This is a genomic window from Streptomyces sp. NPDC048057 (genome assembly GCF_040653095.1).
Taxonomy (GTDB): Bacteria; Actinomycetota; Actinomycetes; order Streptomycetales; family Streptomycetaceae; genus Streptomyces.
Map to the genome: position 1 here is coordinate 258,538 of NZ_JBEZNF010000002.1, position 15,900 is coordinate 274,437.

The window sequence follows — 15,900 nt, forward strand, 5'->3', positions numbered from 1 at the left end:
CCGGGGGAGCCGGCACCCGTGCTCGGGGGCGAGCCGGTGGAGGACGAGTGGCGGCGCGGTCGTTCGACGGCGTCGCACCGGATCCGACTCGCCGCACCGGACCCCGCCGTGGTGGTGCGGCTGGCGTACCTCCAGAGCGCCGCGGGGAACACCGCGGTCGTCCGGCACCTCCGCTGAGGGACCGGCCCCTCAGGGGCCGTCCGGGGCGCCGCGCGGCCTGAGGTCACGGGCGCGCAGCACCACCTCGATGGCGAAGCGGCGTTCGGCGTCCACGAGCCGGTCGCCGATGATCGACTCCAGGTTGCGCAACCGGTAGCGCACCGTCTGCGGGTGGACGGCGAGCAGCTCGCCCATCTGCGCCGCCGTGCCGCGGGTGTCCAGCCAGGTCCGCAGGGTGTCCACGAGGCGGTCGCGGCGCGAGGGCGTGAGGGCGGCGAGGGGTGCGAGTTCGCGCGCGGCGAGGTGGTCCAGCAGCCCCGGGTCCGACAGCAGCCAGAGTCGTACGAGGTGGTCCTCGGCGAGGACCAGCGGGGCGTCGGGGACGATGCCGGCGTCGACCAGCTCCAAAGTGCGGCGGGCCCAGCGGATCGAGTGGTGCGCTTCGGCGGCCGGCACGGTCAGCCCCACCGCGGCCCGGTTGCCGAACAGCGCCGCGTCCAGCATCCGTCTTCGGTCCGCATCGACGGGACCGGGGATCAGCAGGTGCGGCTGGGGGTCGCTGAGGTCGGCCAGGACATCGTTGTCCATGTTGTCGATGTCCATGCGCTCCAGCACGGCCGGGGAGCGCAGGGCGACCAGGGTGACCCGCTCGGGCAGGAGCCACGCCGTCTGTTCCGACAGCTCGGCGATCGCGGTCCGCGGGACCGGCGGCCCCGCCAGCAGCAGGTGCAGCAGCCGGCGGCGGAGGATCTCGTGCTGCTCCCCGGAGCGGGACAGCGCCGCCAGATAGCCCTCGCGGGACAGCGCCTCCAACTCGTCCACGTAGGCGAAGAGCGCGTCCGCGAAGGAGAGCATCATCGTGGGGGAGAGGTTGTAGCTGCGGCCCACCTTCTTCGCCCGGCGCAGCGCGATGCGCGCCCCGAGCCGGTAGGCGCCCTGGAGCGACTCCAGCGTGCGGCCCTCGTACGCCTCGTAGCGGCCGAAGCGCCGGCACATCTCGTCCCGCAGGGGGGAGGGTGCGGAGGGCTCGGCGACCTGGTCGACGAAGACCGAGATCGACTGCTCCACGCCCACCCGGATGCCCTGGCCGTACGGCCCGTTCAGCAGCCGTGCGTACTCCGGATACGCACGGGTGACCTCGATTCCGATCTCTTTGATCAGGCTGGGGAGTTCGGGCCTGATGATCGCGGCGAACTCTTGCGGAAGCGGCCCCAGCGATTCCCCACTGTCCGGCAGGTTCACCGTACCCGGCATCGAGTCTCCCTTCGGCACGCTGCAAGATAGACCAACGGTGCTGCGGTGAACACCACTTGGGAACCGGGTCGACACAAGGGCAAGAAAACGCTCTCTGTCGGAGGAATCCACTCGTCGCGAATTGTGGCGGATTGACAAAACCCCGGCCTTTTCGGCCTGTCTGGCAGGGTGTCACGGGGAAGGGTTCCAGCCACTCGTTACTCGTGGGTTCCCTGGTGTGATCGTCCGGAAGATGGCATTCCACGGCATTCCGGGGAGTGGGTTCCCTCGCCGGGAGCGCGCGCGGACACCCCTGGGGCGGGGGTCGGGCGGGCCGGTCGCGGGGCGGTGGTGGGGCGGTCGGCACTGTCGAGGCGTGACAGGCGGCGTGCGGGGCGAACTGCGGGGGAGCCCCGGCCGGCCAGGGAATTGCGCATGAATTGACAAGGTCGAGCGGCTAATTGCTTACCGGGTGACGAGGAAAAACTCCCGTACGGAGAATCATGAACAGCGGGATTGTGCGCGATGTTTCCCGCAAGTAACGTCTCGCAGCGTCACGGATCGGGCGTGGCCGAATCCCGTCAACCCCTCGCGACCGGGATTCTCCGTCGTGCTCAATGCGCCGCACCGGCCATCGCGCTTCCCCCACGGGCGTGGAGCACGACCGCCGAGCAAGACGTCTTGCTGACGAACCGAAAGGATCCTCACGTGAGAAACCCGCTCAGAAAGGCCGCGGTGGTCGTCACCGGGGCAGCCGCCGCCGTCGCCCTCGCCGCCGGCCCGGCGCTGGCCCAGCCCACGAACTGGACGGTGGGCCCGTCCTCCCCGCTCACCTTCTCGGCCGTCTCGACGAACACGGTCCTGGACCTCAACGGGATCCCGCTGAGCTGCCCCGTCGCCCATGCGGGCGGCACGCTGTTCAGCGCCACCGGCAACCCCGCCCACATCGGCAACATCGCACCGGTCACTTTCGGCAACGCCGCCAATCCGTGTACCAGCCCGCTGGGGCCGGTGGAGCCGGTGACCGACACCAACCCGCCGTGGAAGCTGATGGCGCAGAACCACAGCGGCGGAGTCACCACCGGCTACATCACCGGCGTCCAGGCCCGGCTCGGTGTGCTCACCTGCGAGTTCGACGTCGTCGGCGAGGTCAGCGTCAGCTACTCCAACGCGACCGGCGTCCTCAGCGTCTCCAACAGCGGGCGGCTGCTGACCGTGGCCAACGCCAGCCCCGGCTGCGCCGGCATCGCCCAGAACGGCGACCACCCCACCTTCAACGGTGACTTCGCCGTCACCGGCGCCGGCGGGGTGCGGCCGACCGTGGTCGGCACTCCCTAACCACCCGGCCCGCCGGGTGGGGCCCCGCCGGCGCGGGAGGGGCCCGGGGGGTGTTCGAGGATCGCGCGGCGGCCTCTGGTGAGCCGGTCGCCGCGCGATCCGCCGTCATCGTGCAGGCAGCAGGCAGCAGGCAGCAGGCAGCAGGCAGCAGAGCGCAGGCCGTAGCGTGGAGGGAGCCGTGAGGTCGTGAGGACGCCGCACCACCGGGCCGGGCCCCGAGCCGGGTCGGCCCGCTTCCGCACCCGTCTGCGCTCCCGTACGGCGGTGCGCGCCGCCGTCGCCGCTGCCGTCCTGGTCGCCGTGGTGATGCCCGGTGCCCGCGCCGTCGACGAGGAGCGCCGTATCGCCGTCGACCTCGCCTACACCTGCGCCTTCCCCGCCGGGAAGCGGGGCGTGGACGTGACCGTCACCGCGCAGCTGCCCGCCACCGGAGCGCCGGGCCGGCCGCTCGCCGTCGAGGACGTCACCACCGAGGTCACCCTCTCCCCGGAGGCCGGCGCGGAACTTGCCGCGCTCTCCGCCGCGGAGGTCGCCGCCACCACCCGGCTCACCGTCGCCCTCGCCCAGCGGCAGCACCGGGCCGACGTCACCTGGGAGGGCGCCACCGCAGGGGCCGTGCCCGTCCCCGCACCGAGCGCCGAAAACTCCAAGAACTCCAAGAACTCCAAAGCCTCTGCCGGCTCTGAAGACGGAGCCCGGGTACGGCTGATCGCGTCCGGGCCCGTGCCCGTGGTGACCCCCGGTGACACCGGCCCCCTCACCTTCACCGCCCGCACCCTGGCTGTCGACCTTGCCCTGAGCACCGCGGACGGCACCCCCACCGAGCCGTCGACGCTCGCGCTCAGCTGCACCCCCGACCTCGGCCGGGCCGGCCGGCTGGCCAGCGTCGACGTACGGGACGGGGCGACGGCCGCACCGCCCGCGCCGTCCACCTCCGCCCCCGTGCCCGCCACCAGCGCCCCGGGCCGGCCGCAGGGCGACGGCGGCACCGACACGGACACCGGACCCGACCGCGGCCTGCGGGCCGAGCCGTCCGCAACCCCCGGCCCACCGGGCGACACCGCACCCCCGTGCGTCGGCGACCGGACCAATCCCCTCGCCCTCGTGGCGTACGTCACCGGCTACGCCAACGCCACCAAGCAGAAGGCCGCCGCGCTGAACCGGCTCTCCTGCAACAGGATCGTCGACGAGTGGAAGAAGATCGTCCCCAAGCCCGACGGGCTCCACCTCATCCAGCACGCCACCGGCGATCTGGACTGGCAGGGCAAGCGGATGATGAAGCCCTCACCGGCGACGTTCCTGACGTACGGCTTCATGCCCACCACCGCGACCATGGAGCTGGTCCAGACGAAGACCATGACCATCGACTCGGACATCCTGCTGGCCAAGTCGACCGGGGTGACCCACGTACGGGTCCCGCTGGTGCTGCGGCTGACCGACGTCGAGGTCAACGGGGTCCCGCTGGACGTCGGCCCCGACTGCCGCACCGTCGGATCGCTGTACTCCAAGGACCCCGACCCCGCCCAGGACACCAAGGACCACGTGGTCCTCACCGGCATCCTCAAGGGCCGCGGCGACGGCTACCAACTCATCACCGGGGGCGTACTGACCTCCACGGTGACGATTCCGCCGTTCAGCGGCTGCGGGGTGGGCGAGGACCTGGACGCGGTCTTCACCTCCGCGGTGTCGGGCCCGGGCAACTACATCAAACAGGTCCAGGGCGCGCCCTGCGCCTCCGGCGTGGCCCGCCCCGACGCCCGTTACTGCACTTCCGAGTTGGAACCGAAGGACGTACCCAAGCCGCAGCGCTGACGCACCGGCACCCAGGCACCGCGCACCACTCCCACCACTCCCCACCACCGGAAAGGACCGAGGGAGAGATGAGACGTGTCCCCGAACCACAGCGACGCACCGGACCGAGGCGCGCCACCGGCGTCGGCGTGCTCGCCGCGCTGCTGTGGGCGATCCCCCTGGGCGCGGCGCCCGCCGCCGCGTCACAAACCCCGGCAGCACCAGCAGCCCCGTCCGCCACGACGGCATCGGCCGCCGTCACCGCATCGGCCGCCGACGTACGGCTGAACGGCCACTGGAGCCCCTTCACCCGCTGCCCCGTCGACGCCCCGTCCATGCTCGCCGCCGACGGCCAGGCGACCGTCGCCACCTGCGTCTCGTCCACGTCGCCCGGCGGCTCGATCAAGCTCGGCAAGGTCACCGCCACCACCGGCGCCAACGACCTCCAGTTCGGCGTCGTCCAGGACACCAAGGCCGGCACCTTCACCGTCGTGCCGCCCGCCGGCGGCGCGATCGCGGGCGCCCCGACGGAGATCCCCGGCGGGCTTCTCGGCCTCATGTGCCCCGGCGACATCCCCGTCGTCACCGACATCTGCAAGCTGCTCACGGACAACGCCCTCAACCGGGTCACCGCCACCGTGGAGTCCGCCGGCGCCCCCACCGAGTTCCACCTCACCGCCGGGCTCACCAGCGGAAAGCCGATCGTCAGACTGCCCGTACGGATCCGGCTCCAGAACCCCTTCCTCGGCTCGCAGTGCTACGTCGGCTCCGCGGCCGACCCGATCGTGCTGCGCCCGCAGAACACCACCGCCCCCACCCTCGCCGTCCAGCGCTTCGACGGCGACGGCACTCCGAACACCGCCGGTTCGATGCTGCGGTTCGCCCTCACCGGCAACAGTCAGGGCGACGCGGCCTTCGCCGTCCCCAAGGCCACCGGCTGCGGACTGCTCGGAGTCCTCAACGGCGCCATCGACCTGAAGACCGGACTGCCCTCGCCGGCCGGGAACAACAACCTGACCCTGAACGGCGCCGCCACCCACAGCGGCGGGCTCGCCGCCCCCGGCCTCGTCCGTCCCGACGCGGGAAAGGTCCTGTCCCGCAACTGGCACTCGGCCGTCCTGCCGTAACCCCCGCTTCCCGCATTCTTCTTGCGCGGAAAACGCACAAGCCGCCGCGGGACGTTGTCACCCGATGACAAATACCGCGGCGGCCCCGGGAATCGGCTGCCGAATGATCCGCACGGCACTTGTCCCGGCCCGGTCCGTGAACTTAACGTGCGCCCTCGGCGCACACCTTCGTCACTTCGTGAGTACGGAAATCGGCACGCGGTCGCGAGTACCCGCAGGAGGTGGGATGGGCATCGAAGTGGTCGTCGACGGACTGACACAGTCCTTCGGAAAGCAGAACATCTGGCAGGACGTCACCCTCACCCTGCCCGCCGGAGAGGTCAGCGTCATGCTGGGGCCTTCCGGGACGGGGAAGACGGTGTTCCTCAAGTCGCTCATCGGGCTGCTCAAGCCTGAGCGCGGCCGGGTCCTCATCGACGGCGTCGACATGGTCAACAGCCCGGAGCGCGACGTCTACGAAACCCGCAAGCTCTTCGGCCTGATGTTCCAGGACGGCGCCCTCTTCGGCTCGATGTCCCTCTTCGACAACATCGCCTTCCCCTTGCGCGAACACACCAGGAAGAAGGAGTCCGAGATCCGGCGCACCGTCATGGAACGCATGGAGATGGTCGGACTCGTCGGCGCCGAAGGGAAACTCCCCGGAGAGATCTCCGGCGGAATGCGCAAACGCGCGGGACTCGCCCGCGCCCTCGTCCTCGACCCGCAGATCATCCTCTGCGACGAACCCGACTCCGGACTCGACCCGGTGCGCACCGCCTACCTCTCCCAACTCCTGATCGACCTCAACGCCCAGATCGACGCGACGATGCTGATCGTCACCCACAACCTCGACATCGCCGCCACCGTCCCGGACAACATGGGCATGCTCTTCCGGCGCGAACTCGTCGCCTTCGGCCCCCGTGAACTCCTCCTCACCAGCGAGGAACCGGTCGTCGCCCAGTTCCTCAGCGGACGCCGCGAAGGCCCCATCGGCATGTCGGAGGAGAAGGACGCCGCGACCCTCGCCCGGGAGCAACTCGGGCGGAGCGCCCCGCACGGCCCGCGGCCCATCGCCCCCCAACTCGAACCCTCGCCCGGCATGCCCGAGCGCCGTGCCGTCGGCCGACGCAGGGAGCGGGTGCGCGCCCTGATGGACACCCTGCCCGAAGCCGCTCGCGCCGCCGTCCAGCAGAGCTTCGCCCCGGCCGCGGGCGAGGTGGCGCCCCGATGAGCACCGACCGGATGCCGATCCGGAGCGACGGGCCGGACCCGGATCCGGATCCCGGCCGTACGGCCGACGTCCCGAAGCCCCCGCCCGCACCTCCAGCGCCGCTCCCGCTGCTCGCCCCCCTGCGCGAGGCGGGAAAGCTGTTCGCCCTCGCCGCCACCGTCAGCCGGGCGGTGTTCCGCCGGCCCTTCCAAGTGCGCGAGTTCATCGAACAGTTCTGGTTCGTCGCCAGCGTCACCATCCTGCCGGCCGCCCTCGTCTCCATCCCCTTCGGCGCGGTGATCGCCCTCCAGGTCGGTTCCCTCACCCAGCAGCTCGGCGCCCAGTCCTTCACCGGCGGCGCCAGCGTCCTCGCCGTCATCCAGCAGGCCAGCCCGCTGATCGTGGCCCTGCTGATCGCCGGCGCCGGCGGCTCCGCGATCTGCGCCGACCTCGGCTCCCGCAAGATCCGCGAAGAGCTGGACGCCATGGAGGTCATGGGGGTCTCGCCGATCCAGCGCCTGGTGGTGCCGAGGGTGCTGGCGACCATGCTGGTGGCCGTCCTCCTCAACGGCATGGTCTCCGTCGTCGGCACCCTCGGCGGCTACTTCTTCAACGTCGTCATGCAGAACGGCACCCCCGGCGCCTACCTCGCCAGCTTCTCCGCCCTCGCCCAACTGCCCGACCTCTACATCAGCGAACTCAAGGCGCTGATCTTCGGCTTCATCGCCGGGATCGTCGCCGCCCACCGCGGACTCAACCCCCGCGGCGGCCCGAAGGGGGTGGGCGACGCGGTCAACCAGTCCGTCGTCATCACCTTCCTCCTCCTCTTCTTCGTGAACACGGTCCTCACCGCGATCTACCTCCAGATCGTCCCGCCGAAGGGGGGCTGAGCCGATGGCCCCCGTCGCCCCGCTGCGCTGGCTGGACCGCTCCGGCGACCAACTCGCCTTCTACCTGCGCGCCCTGATCTGGATCCCGCGGACCCTGCGCCGCTATCTGCGCGAGGTGCAGCGCCTGCTCGCCGAGGTCGCCTTCGGCAGCGGCGGCCTCGGCGTCATCGGCGGCACCGTCGGCGTGATGATCGCGATGACCCTGTTCACCGGCACCGTCGTCGGCCTCCAGGGGTACGCGGCCCTGAACCAGATCGGCACCTCCGCCTTCACCGGCTTCGTCTCCGCCTACTTCAACACCCGGGAGATCGCCCCGCTGGTCGCCGGGCTCGCGCTCTCCGCCACCGTCGGCGCCGGCTTCACCGCCCAACTCGGCGCCATGCGCATCAACGAGGAGGTCGACGCGCTCGAAGCGATGGGGGTGCGCCCACTGCCGTACCTGGTCACCACCCGGATCATCGCCGGCGTCGTCGCCATCGTCCCGCTGTACGCGATCGGACTGCTCAGCTCCTACCTCGCGTCGCGCTGGACCACGGTCGTCTTCAACGGCCAGTCGGCCGGCACCTACGACCACTACTTCGAACTGTTCCTCTCCCCGGCCGACGTCCTGCTCTCCATCCTCAAGGTGCTCGTCTTCAGCGTGCTGGTGATCCTCGCCCACTGCTACCACGGCTTCCGTGCCAGCGGCGGCCCGGCCGGCGTCGGCGTCGCCGTCGGCCGCTCGGTGCGCAACGCGATCGTGCTGATCAGCATCACCGACTTCTTCCTCTCCCTGGCGATCTGGGGAGCGACCACGACGGTGAAGGTGGCGGGATGACCGGGCGCCCCACCGCACTGACGACGCTGCGCACCCGCCTCGCGGGCCTGGTCTTCCTGCTGGTGCCCGTGCTGCTGGTGTGGCTGTCGGTGTCCGTGTACCAGAAGGACTTCTCCGACGACGCCACGGTCACCCTGCTGACCTCGTCCGCCGGCAACGAGATGCACACCAACGCGGAGGTCAAGCTGCGCGGGGTGGTCGTCGGCGAGGTCCGCGACGTACGGGCCGACGGCAAGGGGGCCCGGCTCACCCTCGCCATCGACCGCGATCGGCTCCACCACGTCCCGGCCGACGTGACCGCCCAGATGCTGCCGACGACCCTCTTCGGCGAACGGTTCGTCGCCCTCGTCCCGCCGCCCCCCGGCGCCGCGGCCAGCACCGGACGGACCCTCGCCGCCGGCGACACCATCCCGCAGGACCGTTCCAGCAACGCCATCGAGCTGGAGGAGGTGCTGGACGACGTGCTGCCACTGCTCACCGCCGTGCAGCCGGCGAAGCTGTCCGCCACCCTGACCGCCGCCTCCCAGGCACTCCAGGGCCGCGGTGACCGACTCGGCCGCACCCTCGTCACCCTCGAAGCACACCTGAAGGCGCTCAACCCGCACCTGCCGCAGCTCAACCGGGACATCACCCGGCTCGTCGAGGTCAGCCAGCTGTACGCGGACGTCGCCCCCGACGTCCTCGACGCCGTCGTCGACCTCACCACCACCAGCGGCACCCTCGTCGACCAGCAGGAGCAGCTCGCCGAGCTGTACGGCGCGACCACCGGGGCCGCCCGCGAACTCACCGACTTCCTCCGCGCCAACCGGCACAACCTGATCCGGCTGGCCGCTACCGGCCGACCCACCCTGGAGCTGCTGGCCCGCCGCTCGCCGTCGTTCCCCTGCACCCTGCGCACCCTCGCCGGCTTCGTCCCCGCCATGGACAAGGCCCTCGGCAAGGGCACCGACCGGCCCGGACTCCAGGTGCAGGTCACCACCGTCCCGTCCCGGGGCGCCTACCGACCGGGCAAGGACACCCCGAGGTACGACGCGGCGGGCGGCCCGCACTGCTACGCCGTGCCGTACACCGCCCGCCCCGCGCCCGCCGCGACCCAGGCACCCCCGCTCGGACTGCCCAACTCCCCGCAGGAGAACCGACTCGTCAACGAACTCGTCGCCCCCGCGCTGGAGAAGACCCCCGAGGACCTGCCCGACTGGAGCACCGTCCTGACCGGTCCCGTCTTCCGGGGAGTGGAGGTGACGCTGAAGTGAGCCGCCGCAGCACCGTCGCACCCCTGGCCAAGTCACTCGTCTTCGTCGCCGTCACCGCGCTGGCGACCGCGGTCCTCGCGGTCAGCATCGCCGGCCCCGGCGTCGGCGACACCACCGCCTACAAGGCGCGCTTCACCGACGCCACCGGGCTGATCGCCGGCGACAGCGTCCGGATCGCCGGCGTGGAGGTCGGCCGGGTGGAGTCCGTGGAGGTCGCCGACCGGCGCCTGGCCGAGGTCTCCTTCACCGTCCAGAAGGGACGCGCCCTGCCCGCTTCGGTGACCGCCGCCATCAAGTACCGCAACATGGTCGGCCAGCGGTACGTCGACCTCGACCAGGGCGCCGGACGCGTCGGCGGGAGCTTCGCGGCGGGCGCCACCATCCCCGTGGAGCGCACCAGTCCGGCCCTCGACCTCACCCAGCTCTTCAACGGCTTCCAACCGCTCTTCGAAGGGCTGTCCCCCAAGGAGGTCAACGAACTCGCCGCCTCCGTGGTCAAGGTCCTCCAGGACGACGGCGGCACCGTGGACAGCCTGATCCGCCACGTCGGCTCCCTGACCACCACCGTCGCCGGCAAGGACCGGGTCATCGGCGAGGTGATCGCCAACCTCAACACCGTCCTGACGACCGTGAACGACCGGGAGGAGGGGTTCGACGACCTCGTCGACACCCTCCAGCAGCTGGTCAGCGGTTTCGCGGGGGACCGCAAGCCCCTCGGCGACGCCGTCACGGCCCTCGGCGACCTCACCACCGTCACCGCCGGGCTCCTCAAGGACGGCCGGGCGCCGCTGAAGGAGGACATCCACCAACTGGGCCGGCTGTCGCACGAACTCGACCGCGGCGCCCCCGCGATCGAGAACTTCCTGAAGAAGACGCCGGAGAAGATGCGGACCCTGACCCGCACCGCCTCCTACGGCTCCTGGTTCAACCTCTACCTGTGCGAGGCGAAGGTCACCGGAGTCACCACCTCCACCGGCGCACCGCCGCCGACCGGCATCTCCACCCCGACGAGGAGGTGCCGGTCATGAAGCGCCGGACGACCCCCCTGTTCACACCGGTCCGGGAGCGCAACCCCGTCGCCGTCGGCGCCGTCGGGCTGCTGCTGATCGCCCTGCTCGGCGTCGTCGCCTACCGGGCCGACTCCCTCACCCCCGGCACCACCTACACGGCCGACTTCACCGAGGCCGCCGGCCTCGACGAGGGCGACGAGGTCCGCATCGCCGGCGTGAAGGTCGGCAAGGTCACCGGCGTCGAACTGGACGGCGCCAAGGTCGCCGTCTCCTTCCGGGTCGAGGACGCCTGGATCGGCGACGCCAGCACCGCCGCCATCGCCATCAAGACCCTCCTCGGGGAGAAGTACCTCGCCGTCGACCCGCTCGGCAGCCGAGGGCAGGACCCGGGCAGCCGCATCCCCAGCAGCCGCACCACCTCGCCCTTCGACGTCACCCAGGCGTTCAACGGGCTCGGCGAGACCGTCCAGGAGATCGACACCGCCCAGCTCGCCAAGAGCTTCGAGACCATCTCCGCCACCTTCGCCACGTCCCCGCCGCATGTGAAGAGCGCCGCCACCGGACTCTCCGCGCTCTCCAAAGCGGTCTCCGAACGCGACGCCCAACTCGCCGCGCTGCTGAAGAACAGCAAGCAGCTCACCAAGACCCTGGCGGGCAAGAACAGCAGCTTCGAGACCCTGCTGACCGACGGCAACCTGCTGCTCGGCGAGATCAAGTCCCGGCGCGACGCCATCCACCGCCTGCTCACCGGCACCACCAAGCTGGGCGAGCAGCTCAGCGGAGTCGTCAAGGACAACGAGGAGCAACTGGAGCCCACCCTGACCGCCCTGTCCAAGGTCACCGCGGTGCTGGTGAAGAACCGCGCCGACCTCGACCGCACGCTCGCGCTCGCCGGGCCGTACTACCGCATCGTGGGCAACACCCTCGGCAACGGCCGCTGGCTCGACTCGTACGTCTGCGGCCTCTTCCCCCGCGACTACCTGCCGCCCGGCACCTCGCCCGAAGGCGACTGCATGCCGCCCAAACCCAGACTCAAGGCCGGTGCCTCGTGAACCGCGGACGAGCCGTCGGGATCGCCACGGGCCTCGCGGTCCTCGCCGCCGTCGCCGTCCCCGGCGCCCTCGCCCTCAGAGACGGCGAAACCACCAGGATCACCGCCTACTTCACCCGGACCACCGGGGTGTACGAAGGCTCCGACCTGCGCGTCCTCGGTGTGAAGGTGGGCACGGTCGACGCGGTGGAACCCGTCGGCGACCGGGTCGAGGTCACCCTGCTCGTCGACGCCGACGTGCCCGTGCCGAAGGGCGCCCACGCCGTCGTCGTCGCCCCCAGCGTCGTAGCCGACCGCTACGTCCAACTCGACCCGGCGTACACCGGCGGCGAGCGGCTGGAGGACGGGGCGGTGCTGCCCGCCGAGAAGAACGCCATGCCCCTGGAGGTCGACCAGCTCTACGAGTCCGTCACCGAACTCGCCGACGCACTCGGCCCCGACGGCGCCAACGCCGACGGCGCCCTCGCCGGCCTGCTGGACACCGGCGCCGCCAACCTCAAGGGCAACGGCAAGGCGATCGGCGACTCCATCGAACAGTTCGGCAAGGCCACCAGGACCCTGGACAAGAGCAGCGGCGACCTCTTCGCCACCCTCGCGCACCTCCAGTCCTTCACTGCCATGCTCCGCAAGAACGACGGCGAGGTGGCCAAGGCCGAGCAGCAGCTCGCCACCGTCACCGGCTTCCTCGCCGACGACAAGGAGAACCTGTCCGCCGCCCTCAAGGAGCTGGGCAAGGCCCTGAAGCTGGTGAAGACCTTCATCGCGGACAACCGGGGCAAGCTGAAGGAGAACGTCGACGCCCTCGTCCCGCTCACCCGGGCCCTCGTCGACCAACGGGCCTCCCTCGCGGAAGCGCTCGACGTCGCACCGCTCGCGGTGGGCAACGTCCTCAACGCGTACGACCCGGTGCACCGCACCCTCAACGGCCGGGCCAACCTCAACGAACTCACCTACGGACCCGACCCGGCCCACCCCGACCGCGCCGGCTCCCTCGCCGGCCTCGCACCCGTACCGGACGAGCGGCGCGGCGCCCTGCCCCGGCTGCCGCTGCCGCCCGTCGGCACCGTGTACGGCAGCGCCCCCGGATCGAAGGGGGCGCCATGAGAACCGCCCGCCCGGCCCTCGCCGCCACCGCCCTGGCCGTCGCACTGACGCTCACCGGCTGCTCGTCCGGCCTGCCGCAGCTCGCCGGCATCGAGGACCTGCCGCTGCCCGGCGGAGCCGACCTCGGCAGCAACCCGTACCGGATCACCGCCGAGTTCGACGACGTGCTCAGCCTCGTCCCGCAGTCCGCGGTGAAGGTCAACGACGTCGCCGTCGGCCGCGTCACCGACATCAGCCTCAAGCCCGGCGCCTGGTCGGCCCGGGTCACCATGCGCGTCAACGGCGGCGTCAAGCTCCCCGCGGACGCCGTCGCCCACATCGAGCAGTCCAGTCTCCTCGGCGAGAAGTACGTACAACTCGCCCCGCCGCCCGCCCGCAAGGACGCACCGGCGACGGCAGCCGCACTCGTGGACGGCGCCACCATCCCCGTCGACCGCACCAACCGCAACCCCGAGGTCGAAGAGGTGCTGGGCGCCCTCTCCCTCCTCCTCAACGGCGGCGGCATCGCCCAGATCAAGAACATCGCCACCGAACTGAACAAGGCCCTGGGAGGCCGCGAACCCCAGATCGCGTCCCTCCTCACCCGCATGGACACCCTCGTGACCAGCCTCGACGGCAACAAGCAGAACATCACCGCCGCACTCGACGGCCTCAACCGACTCTCCACCACCCTCGCCACCCGCAAGCGGGACGTCGGCCGCCTCCTCACCGACCTGAGCCCCGGCCTGAAGGTCCTGGAACAGCAGCGCGGCGCACTGCTGACCATGCTGCGCTCCCTGGACACCCTCTCCGCGGTCGCCGTCGACACCATCGAGAAGGGCAAGGACGACACCATCGCCGACCTCAAGGCGCTCGCCCCCACGCTCAAGGCGCTCGCCGACTCCGGCCGGGCCCTGCCCGACTCCCTCCAGGTCCTGCTGACCTACCCCTTCACGGACGAGGTGCTGCGCGGCGTCAAGGGCGACTACCTCAACGTGTACCTGGACGTGACGGCCGTTCCGGGGACGCAGATCATCCCCGAACTGGTCCCCCCGCAGGGACGGGCCGTCACCGGGGCGGCGGGCGGCGGTGCACCCCTCCCTCTGCCGCTGCCCGCCGTCCGCCCCGGCATGCCGCAGGGAGGGAAGGGCTGATGCTCACGCTCGGCACCCATCTGAAGAACCTCGCCTTCCTCGTCATCGCGGTCGTCGTGCTCGCCTTCGTCGGCATCCGCTACGCCGACCTCGGCCGCTACGCCGGCATCCGCGACCACTACACCGTGCGCGTCGAACTCCCGCGCACCGGAGGTCTGTTCACCCACTCCAACGTCACCTACCGGGGCGTGTCGGTGGGACGGGTCGGCCCCATCGACCTCACGGACGACGGCGTCGAGGCCGAACTGCGGATCAAGAAGTCAGCCCCCGAGATCCCCGCCGACCTCGAAGCCGTCGTCGCCAGCCTCTCCGCCGTCGGCGAGCAGTACATCGACCTGCGACCGCGCACCGACCGTGGCCCCCACCTCGCCGAAGGATCGGTGATCGCCCAACGGGACACCCGGGTCCCCGCCCCCGTCACCCAGGTGCTCACCAGCGTCGACGCCCTCGCCTCCTCGGTCGACCTCACGTCGCTGCGCACCGTCGTCGACGAGTTCGGCACCGCGCTCCAGGGCCGCGGCGACGACCTCCAGGTGCTGCTGGACAGCGGCGACGACTTCGTCCGCGCCGCCGACCGGGCGCTGCCCGTCACCATCCGGCTGATCGACGACGGGGAACGGGTGCTGCGCACCCAGGTGGAACAGGGCGCCGCGCTGCGGTCCTTCGCCTCGGGCACGAAGGAACTCGCCGCCCAGCTCAAGGGCTCCGACGCCGACCTGCGCCGGCTCGTCGCCGCCGCCCCCGAAGCGGCCGGCCAGCTCACCGGGCTGCTCAAGGACCTCGACCCCTCCCTCGGCGTCGTCGTCGCCAACCTGCTGACCACCTCGGAGGTCGCCGTCACCCGACAGCGCGGCATCGCGGAACTGCTGGTGAAGATGCCGGCCGTGGCCGCGGCCGGCTCGACCGCGATCACCGCGCAGGGCGTACGGCTCGGGATGTCCGTGACGTTCTTCAACCCGCTGCCCTGCACCGCCGGTTACGGAGGCACCCGCTACCGCGTCGGCACCGACACGGCCCCCACGGACGAGGTCAACACCCGCGCCCGCTGCGCCTCGCCCGCCAGCAGCGGGGTGAACGTGCGCGGCAGCGCGAACGCCCCCCGCGGCGGACCCCTGCCCGCCCCCGCCGTCCCCGGGGGCGCTCCCCGGCGCGGTGCCGTCGGCGCGCCGCCCGGGCTCGGCGCCCTGCTCGGACTGGAGGTCGGACGATGAGCCGTACGACGGACCACACCCCCGCGCCAGAACGCCGCCGGCCCTCCCGCACCTTCGGGGCCTGGGCCGCCGTCGCCCTCGCCGTGCTGCTGTGCGGATACGCCGGCTGGTCGTACGCCACGACGCGCGGCGACGACTCCCGCACGTACGCCGAGACCCGGGACCGGGTGCTCGCCGACGGCACCCGGCACCTGGCCCGGCTCACCGGCTTCGACGCCCACGACCCGGGCGCCACCCAGCGCGCGTGGCTCGACGCGTCCACCGGCCTCCTGCGCGAGCAGGTGACGAAGTCCCCGGCCACGGAGCGCGGGACGAAGGGGAACGGCGGGAAGACGGAGCCCTCCACGGCCCGGGCGATCGTCACCGACGCGGCCCTGACCGCCCTGGACACCCGCGCCGGAACGGCCGAACTCATCGCGACCGTGACCGTCGCGAACGGGCCCGCCGCGGCCTCCGCGAAGAAGACCACCACCACCGAACGCCAGCGGCTCCAGGCCGCACTCGTCCGCACCGACGCCGGCTGGAAGGTCGAGTCCCTCACCGCCGTCCCGGTCGGTGGGGCATGACGCCACGTCCGACGCCACCACGACTCAC

15 protein-coding genes are annotated in these 15,900 nt (G+C 71.6%); 14 read left to right on the forward strand and 1 reads right to left on the reverse strand.

All coding sequences use genetic code 11. The features are described from left to right. Positions 1-18: 18 nt before the first annotated feature. On the forward strand, positions 19-177 hold the full coding sequence (locus AB0E05_RS03265) for a hypothetical protein (RefSeq protein WP_361957912.1): 159 nt from the start codon (positions 19-21) through the stop codon (positions 175-177). 12 nt (positions 178-189) lie between these two features. On the opposite strand, the gene AB0E05_RS03270 is transcribed toward AB0E05_RS03265, so the two are convergent. Beyond that, positions 190-1,413: a helix-turn-helix domain-containing protein gene (locus AB0E05_RS03270; protein WP_361957915.1), complete on the reverse strand. Its 1,224-nt coding sequence runs from the start codon at positions 1,411-1,413 to the stop codon at positions 190-192. Between the two features lie 687 nt (positions 1,414-2,100). Here AB0E05_RS03270 and AB0E05_RS03275 point away from each other — a divergent pair. The 13 genes from AB0E05_RS03275 (at position 2,101) to AB0E05_RS03335 (ending at position 15,872) form a co-directional block, all read left to right on the forward strand. After that, positions 2,101-2,730 carry a hypothetical protein gene (locus AB0E05_RS03275; RefSeq protein WP_361957918.1) on the forward strand — a complete coding sequence of 210 codons (630 nt, stop codon included), beginning with the start codon at positions 2,101-2,103 and terminating at the stop codon, positions 2,728-2,730. 186 nt (positions 2,731-2,916) lie between these two features. Then, complete coding sequence (locus tag AB0E05_RS03280; RefSeq protein WP_361957921.1) at positions 2,917-4,542, forward strand: DUF6801 domain-containing protein; 1,626 nt, start codon at positions 2,917-2,919, stop codon at positions 4,540-4,542. Positions 4,543-4,610: 68 nt separating this feature from the next. After that, complete coding sequence (locus tag AB0E05_RS03285) at positions 4,611-5,648, forward strand: hypothetical protein (protein WP_361957924.1); 1,038 nt, start codon at positions 4,611-4,613, stop codon at positions 5,646-5,648. A gap of 226 nt (positions 5,649-5,874) precedes the next feature. Then, entirely contained in the window at positions 5,875-6,858 is a 984-nt protein-coding gene (locus tag AB0E05_RS03290) for an ATP-binding cassette domain-containing protein (RefSeq protein ID WP_361957927.1), read from the forward strand. Then, on the forward strand, positions 6,855-7,727 hold the full coding sequence (locus tag AB0E05_RS03295; protein WP_361957930.1) for an ABC transporter permease: 873 nt from the start codon (positions 6,855-6,857) through the stop codon (positions 7,725-7,727). Before AB0E05_RS03290 ends, AB0E05_RS03295 begins: the two co-directional genes overlap by 4 nt. A 4-nt stretch (positions 7,728-7,731) precedes the next feature. Further along, positions 7,732-8,544 carry an ABC transporter permease gene (locus AB0E05_RS03300; RefSeq protein WP_361957933.1) on the forward strand — a complete coding sequence of 271 codons (813 nt, stop codon included), beginning with the start codon at positions 7,732-7,734 and terminating at the stop codon, positions 8,542-8,544. Next, positions 8,541-9,797 (forward strand): MCE family protein, encoded by a 1,257-nt coding sequence (locus tag AB0E05_RS03305; RefSeq protein ID WP_361957936.1) that lies wholly within the window; start codon positions 8,541-8,543, stop codon positions 9,795-9,797. The genes AB0E05_RS03300 and AB0E05_RS03305 overlap by 4 nt, the downstream gene beginning before the upstream one ends. Continuing rightward, a complete protein-coding gene (locus AB0E05_RS03310) occupies positions 9,794-10,825 on the forward strand; it encodes an MCE family protein (RefSeq protein ID WP_361957939.1) in 1,032 nt (343 codons plus the stop codon). Before AB0E05_RS03305 ends, AB0E05_RS03310 begins: the two co-directional genes overlap by 4 nt. Further along, positions 10,822-11,859, forward strand: coding sequence for an MCE family protein (locus AB0E05_RS03315; protein WP_361957942.1), 1,038 nt, complete (start codon positions 10,822-10,824; stop codon positions 11,857-11,859). Before AB0E05_RS03310 ends, AB0E05_RS03315 begins: the two co-directional genes overlap by 4 nt. Beyond that, the gene (locus tag AB0E05_RS03320; protein WP_361957945.1) at positions 11,856-12,962 is read left to right on the forward strand and encodes an MCE family protein; all 1,107 of its coding nucleotides are present in this window, start codon (positions 11,856-11,858) and stop codon (positions 12,960-12,962) included. Before AB0E05_RS03315 ends, AB0E05_RS03320 begins: the two co-directional genes overlap by 4 nt. Next, the gene (locus AB0E05_RS03325) at positions 12,959-14,095 is read left to right on the forward strand and encodes an MCE family protein (protein WP_361957948.1); all 1,137 of its coding nucleotides are present in this window, start codon (positions 12,959-12,961) and stop codon (positions 14,093-14,095) included. The genes AB0E05_RS03320 and AB0E05_RS03325 overlap by 4 nt, the downstream gene beginning before the upstream one ends. Next, positions 14,095-15,306, forward strand: coding sequence for an MlaD family protein (locus AB0E05_RS03330; protein ID WP_361957951.1), 1,212 nt, complete (start codon positions 14,095-14,097; stop codon positions 15,304-15,306). Before AB0E05_RS03325 ends, AB0E05_RS03330 begins: the two co-directional genes overlap by 1 nt. Next, the gene (locus AB0E05_RS03335; protein ID WP_361957954.1) at positions 15,303-15,872 is read left to right on the forward strand and encodes a hypothetical protein; all 570 of its coding nucleotides are present in this window, start codon (positions 15,303-15,305) and stop codon (positions 15,870-15,872) included. Before AB0E05_RS03330 ends, AB0E05_RS03335 begins: the two co-directional genes overlap by 4 nt. Positions 15,873-15,900 lie beyond the last annotated feature (28 nt).

Bases quoted from the DNA above. Each gene is read 5' to 3' on its own strand.
- AB0E05_RS03290 (WP_361957927.1), top strand. From the start codon at position 5,875: ATGGGCATCGAAGTGGTCGTCGACGGACTGACACAGTCCTTCGGAAAG.
- AB0E05_RS03330 (WP_361957951.1), top strand. From the start codon at position 14,095: ATGCTCACGCTCGGCACCCATCTGAAGAACCTCGCCTTCCTCGTCATC.
- AB0E05_RS03285 (WP_361957924.1), top strand. From the start codon at position 4,611: ATGAGACGTGTCCCCGAACCACAGCGACGCACCGGACCGAGGCGCGCC.
- AB0E05_RS03295 (WP_361957930.1), top strand. From the start codon at position 6,855: ATGAGCACCGACCGGATGCCGATCCGGAGCGACGGGCCGGACCCGGAT.
- AB0E05_RS03305 (WP_361957936.1), top strand. From the start codon at position 8,541: ATGACCGGGCGCCCCACCGCACTGACGACGCTGCGCACCCGCCTCGCG.
- AB0E05_RS03315 (WP_361957942.1), top strand. From the start codon at position 10,822: ATGAAGCGCCGGACGACCCCCCTGTTCACACCGGTCCGGGAGCGCAAC.
- AB0E05_RS03270 (WP_361957915.1), bottom strand. From the start codon at position 1,413: ATGCCGGGTACGGTGAACCTGCCGGACAGTGGGGAATCGCTGGGGCCG.
- AB0E05_RS03335 (WP_361957954.1), top strand. From the start codon at position 15,303: ATGAGCCGTACGACGGACCACACCCCCGCGCCAGAACGCCGCCGGCCC.
- AB0E05_RS03300 (WP_361957933.1), top strand. From the start codon at position 7,732: ATGGCCCCCGTCGCCCCGCTGCGCTGGCTGGACCGCTCCGGCGACCAA.
- AB0E05_RS03325 (WP_361957948.1), top strand. From the start codon at position 12,959: ATGAGAACCGCCCGCCCGGCCCTCGCCGCCACCGCCCTGGCCGTCGCA.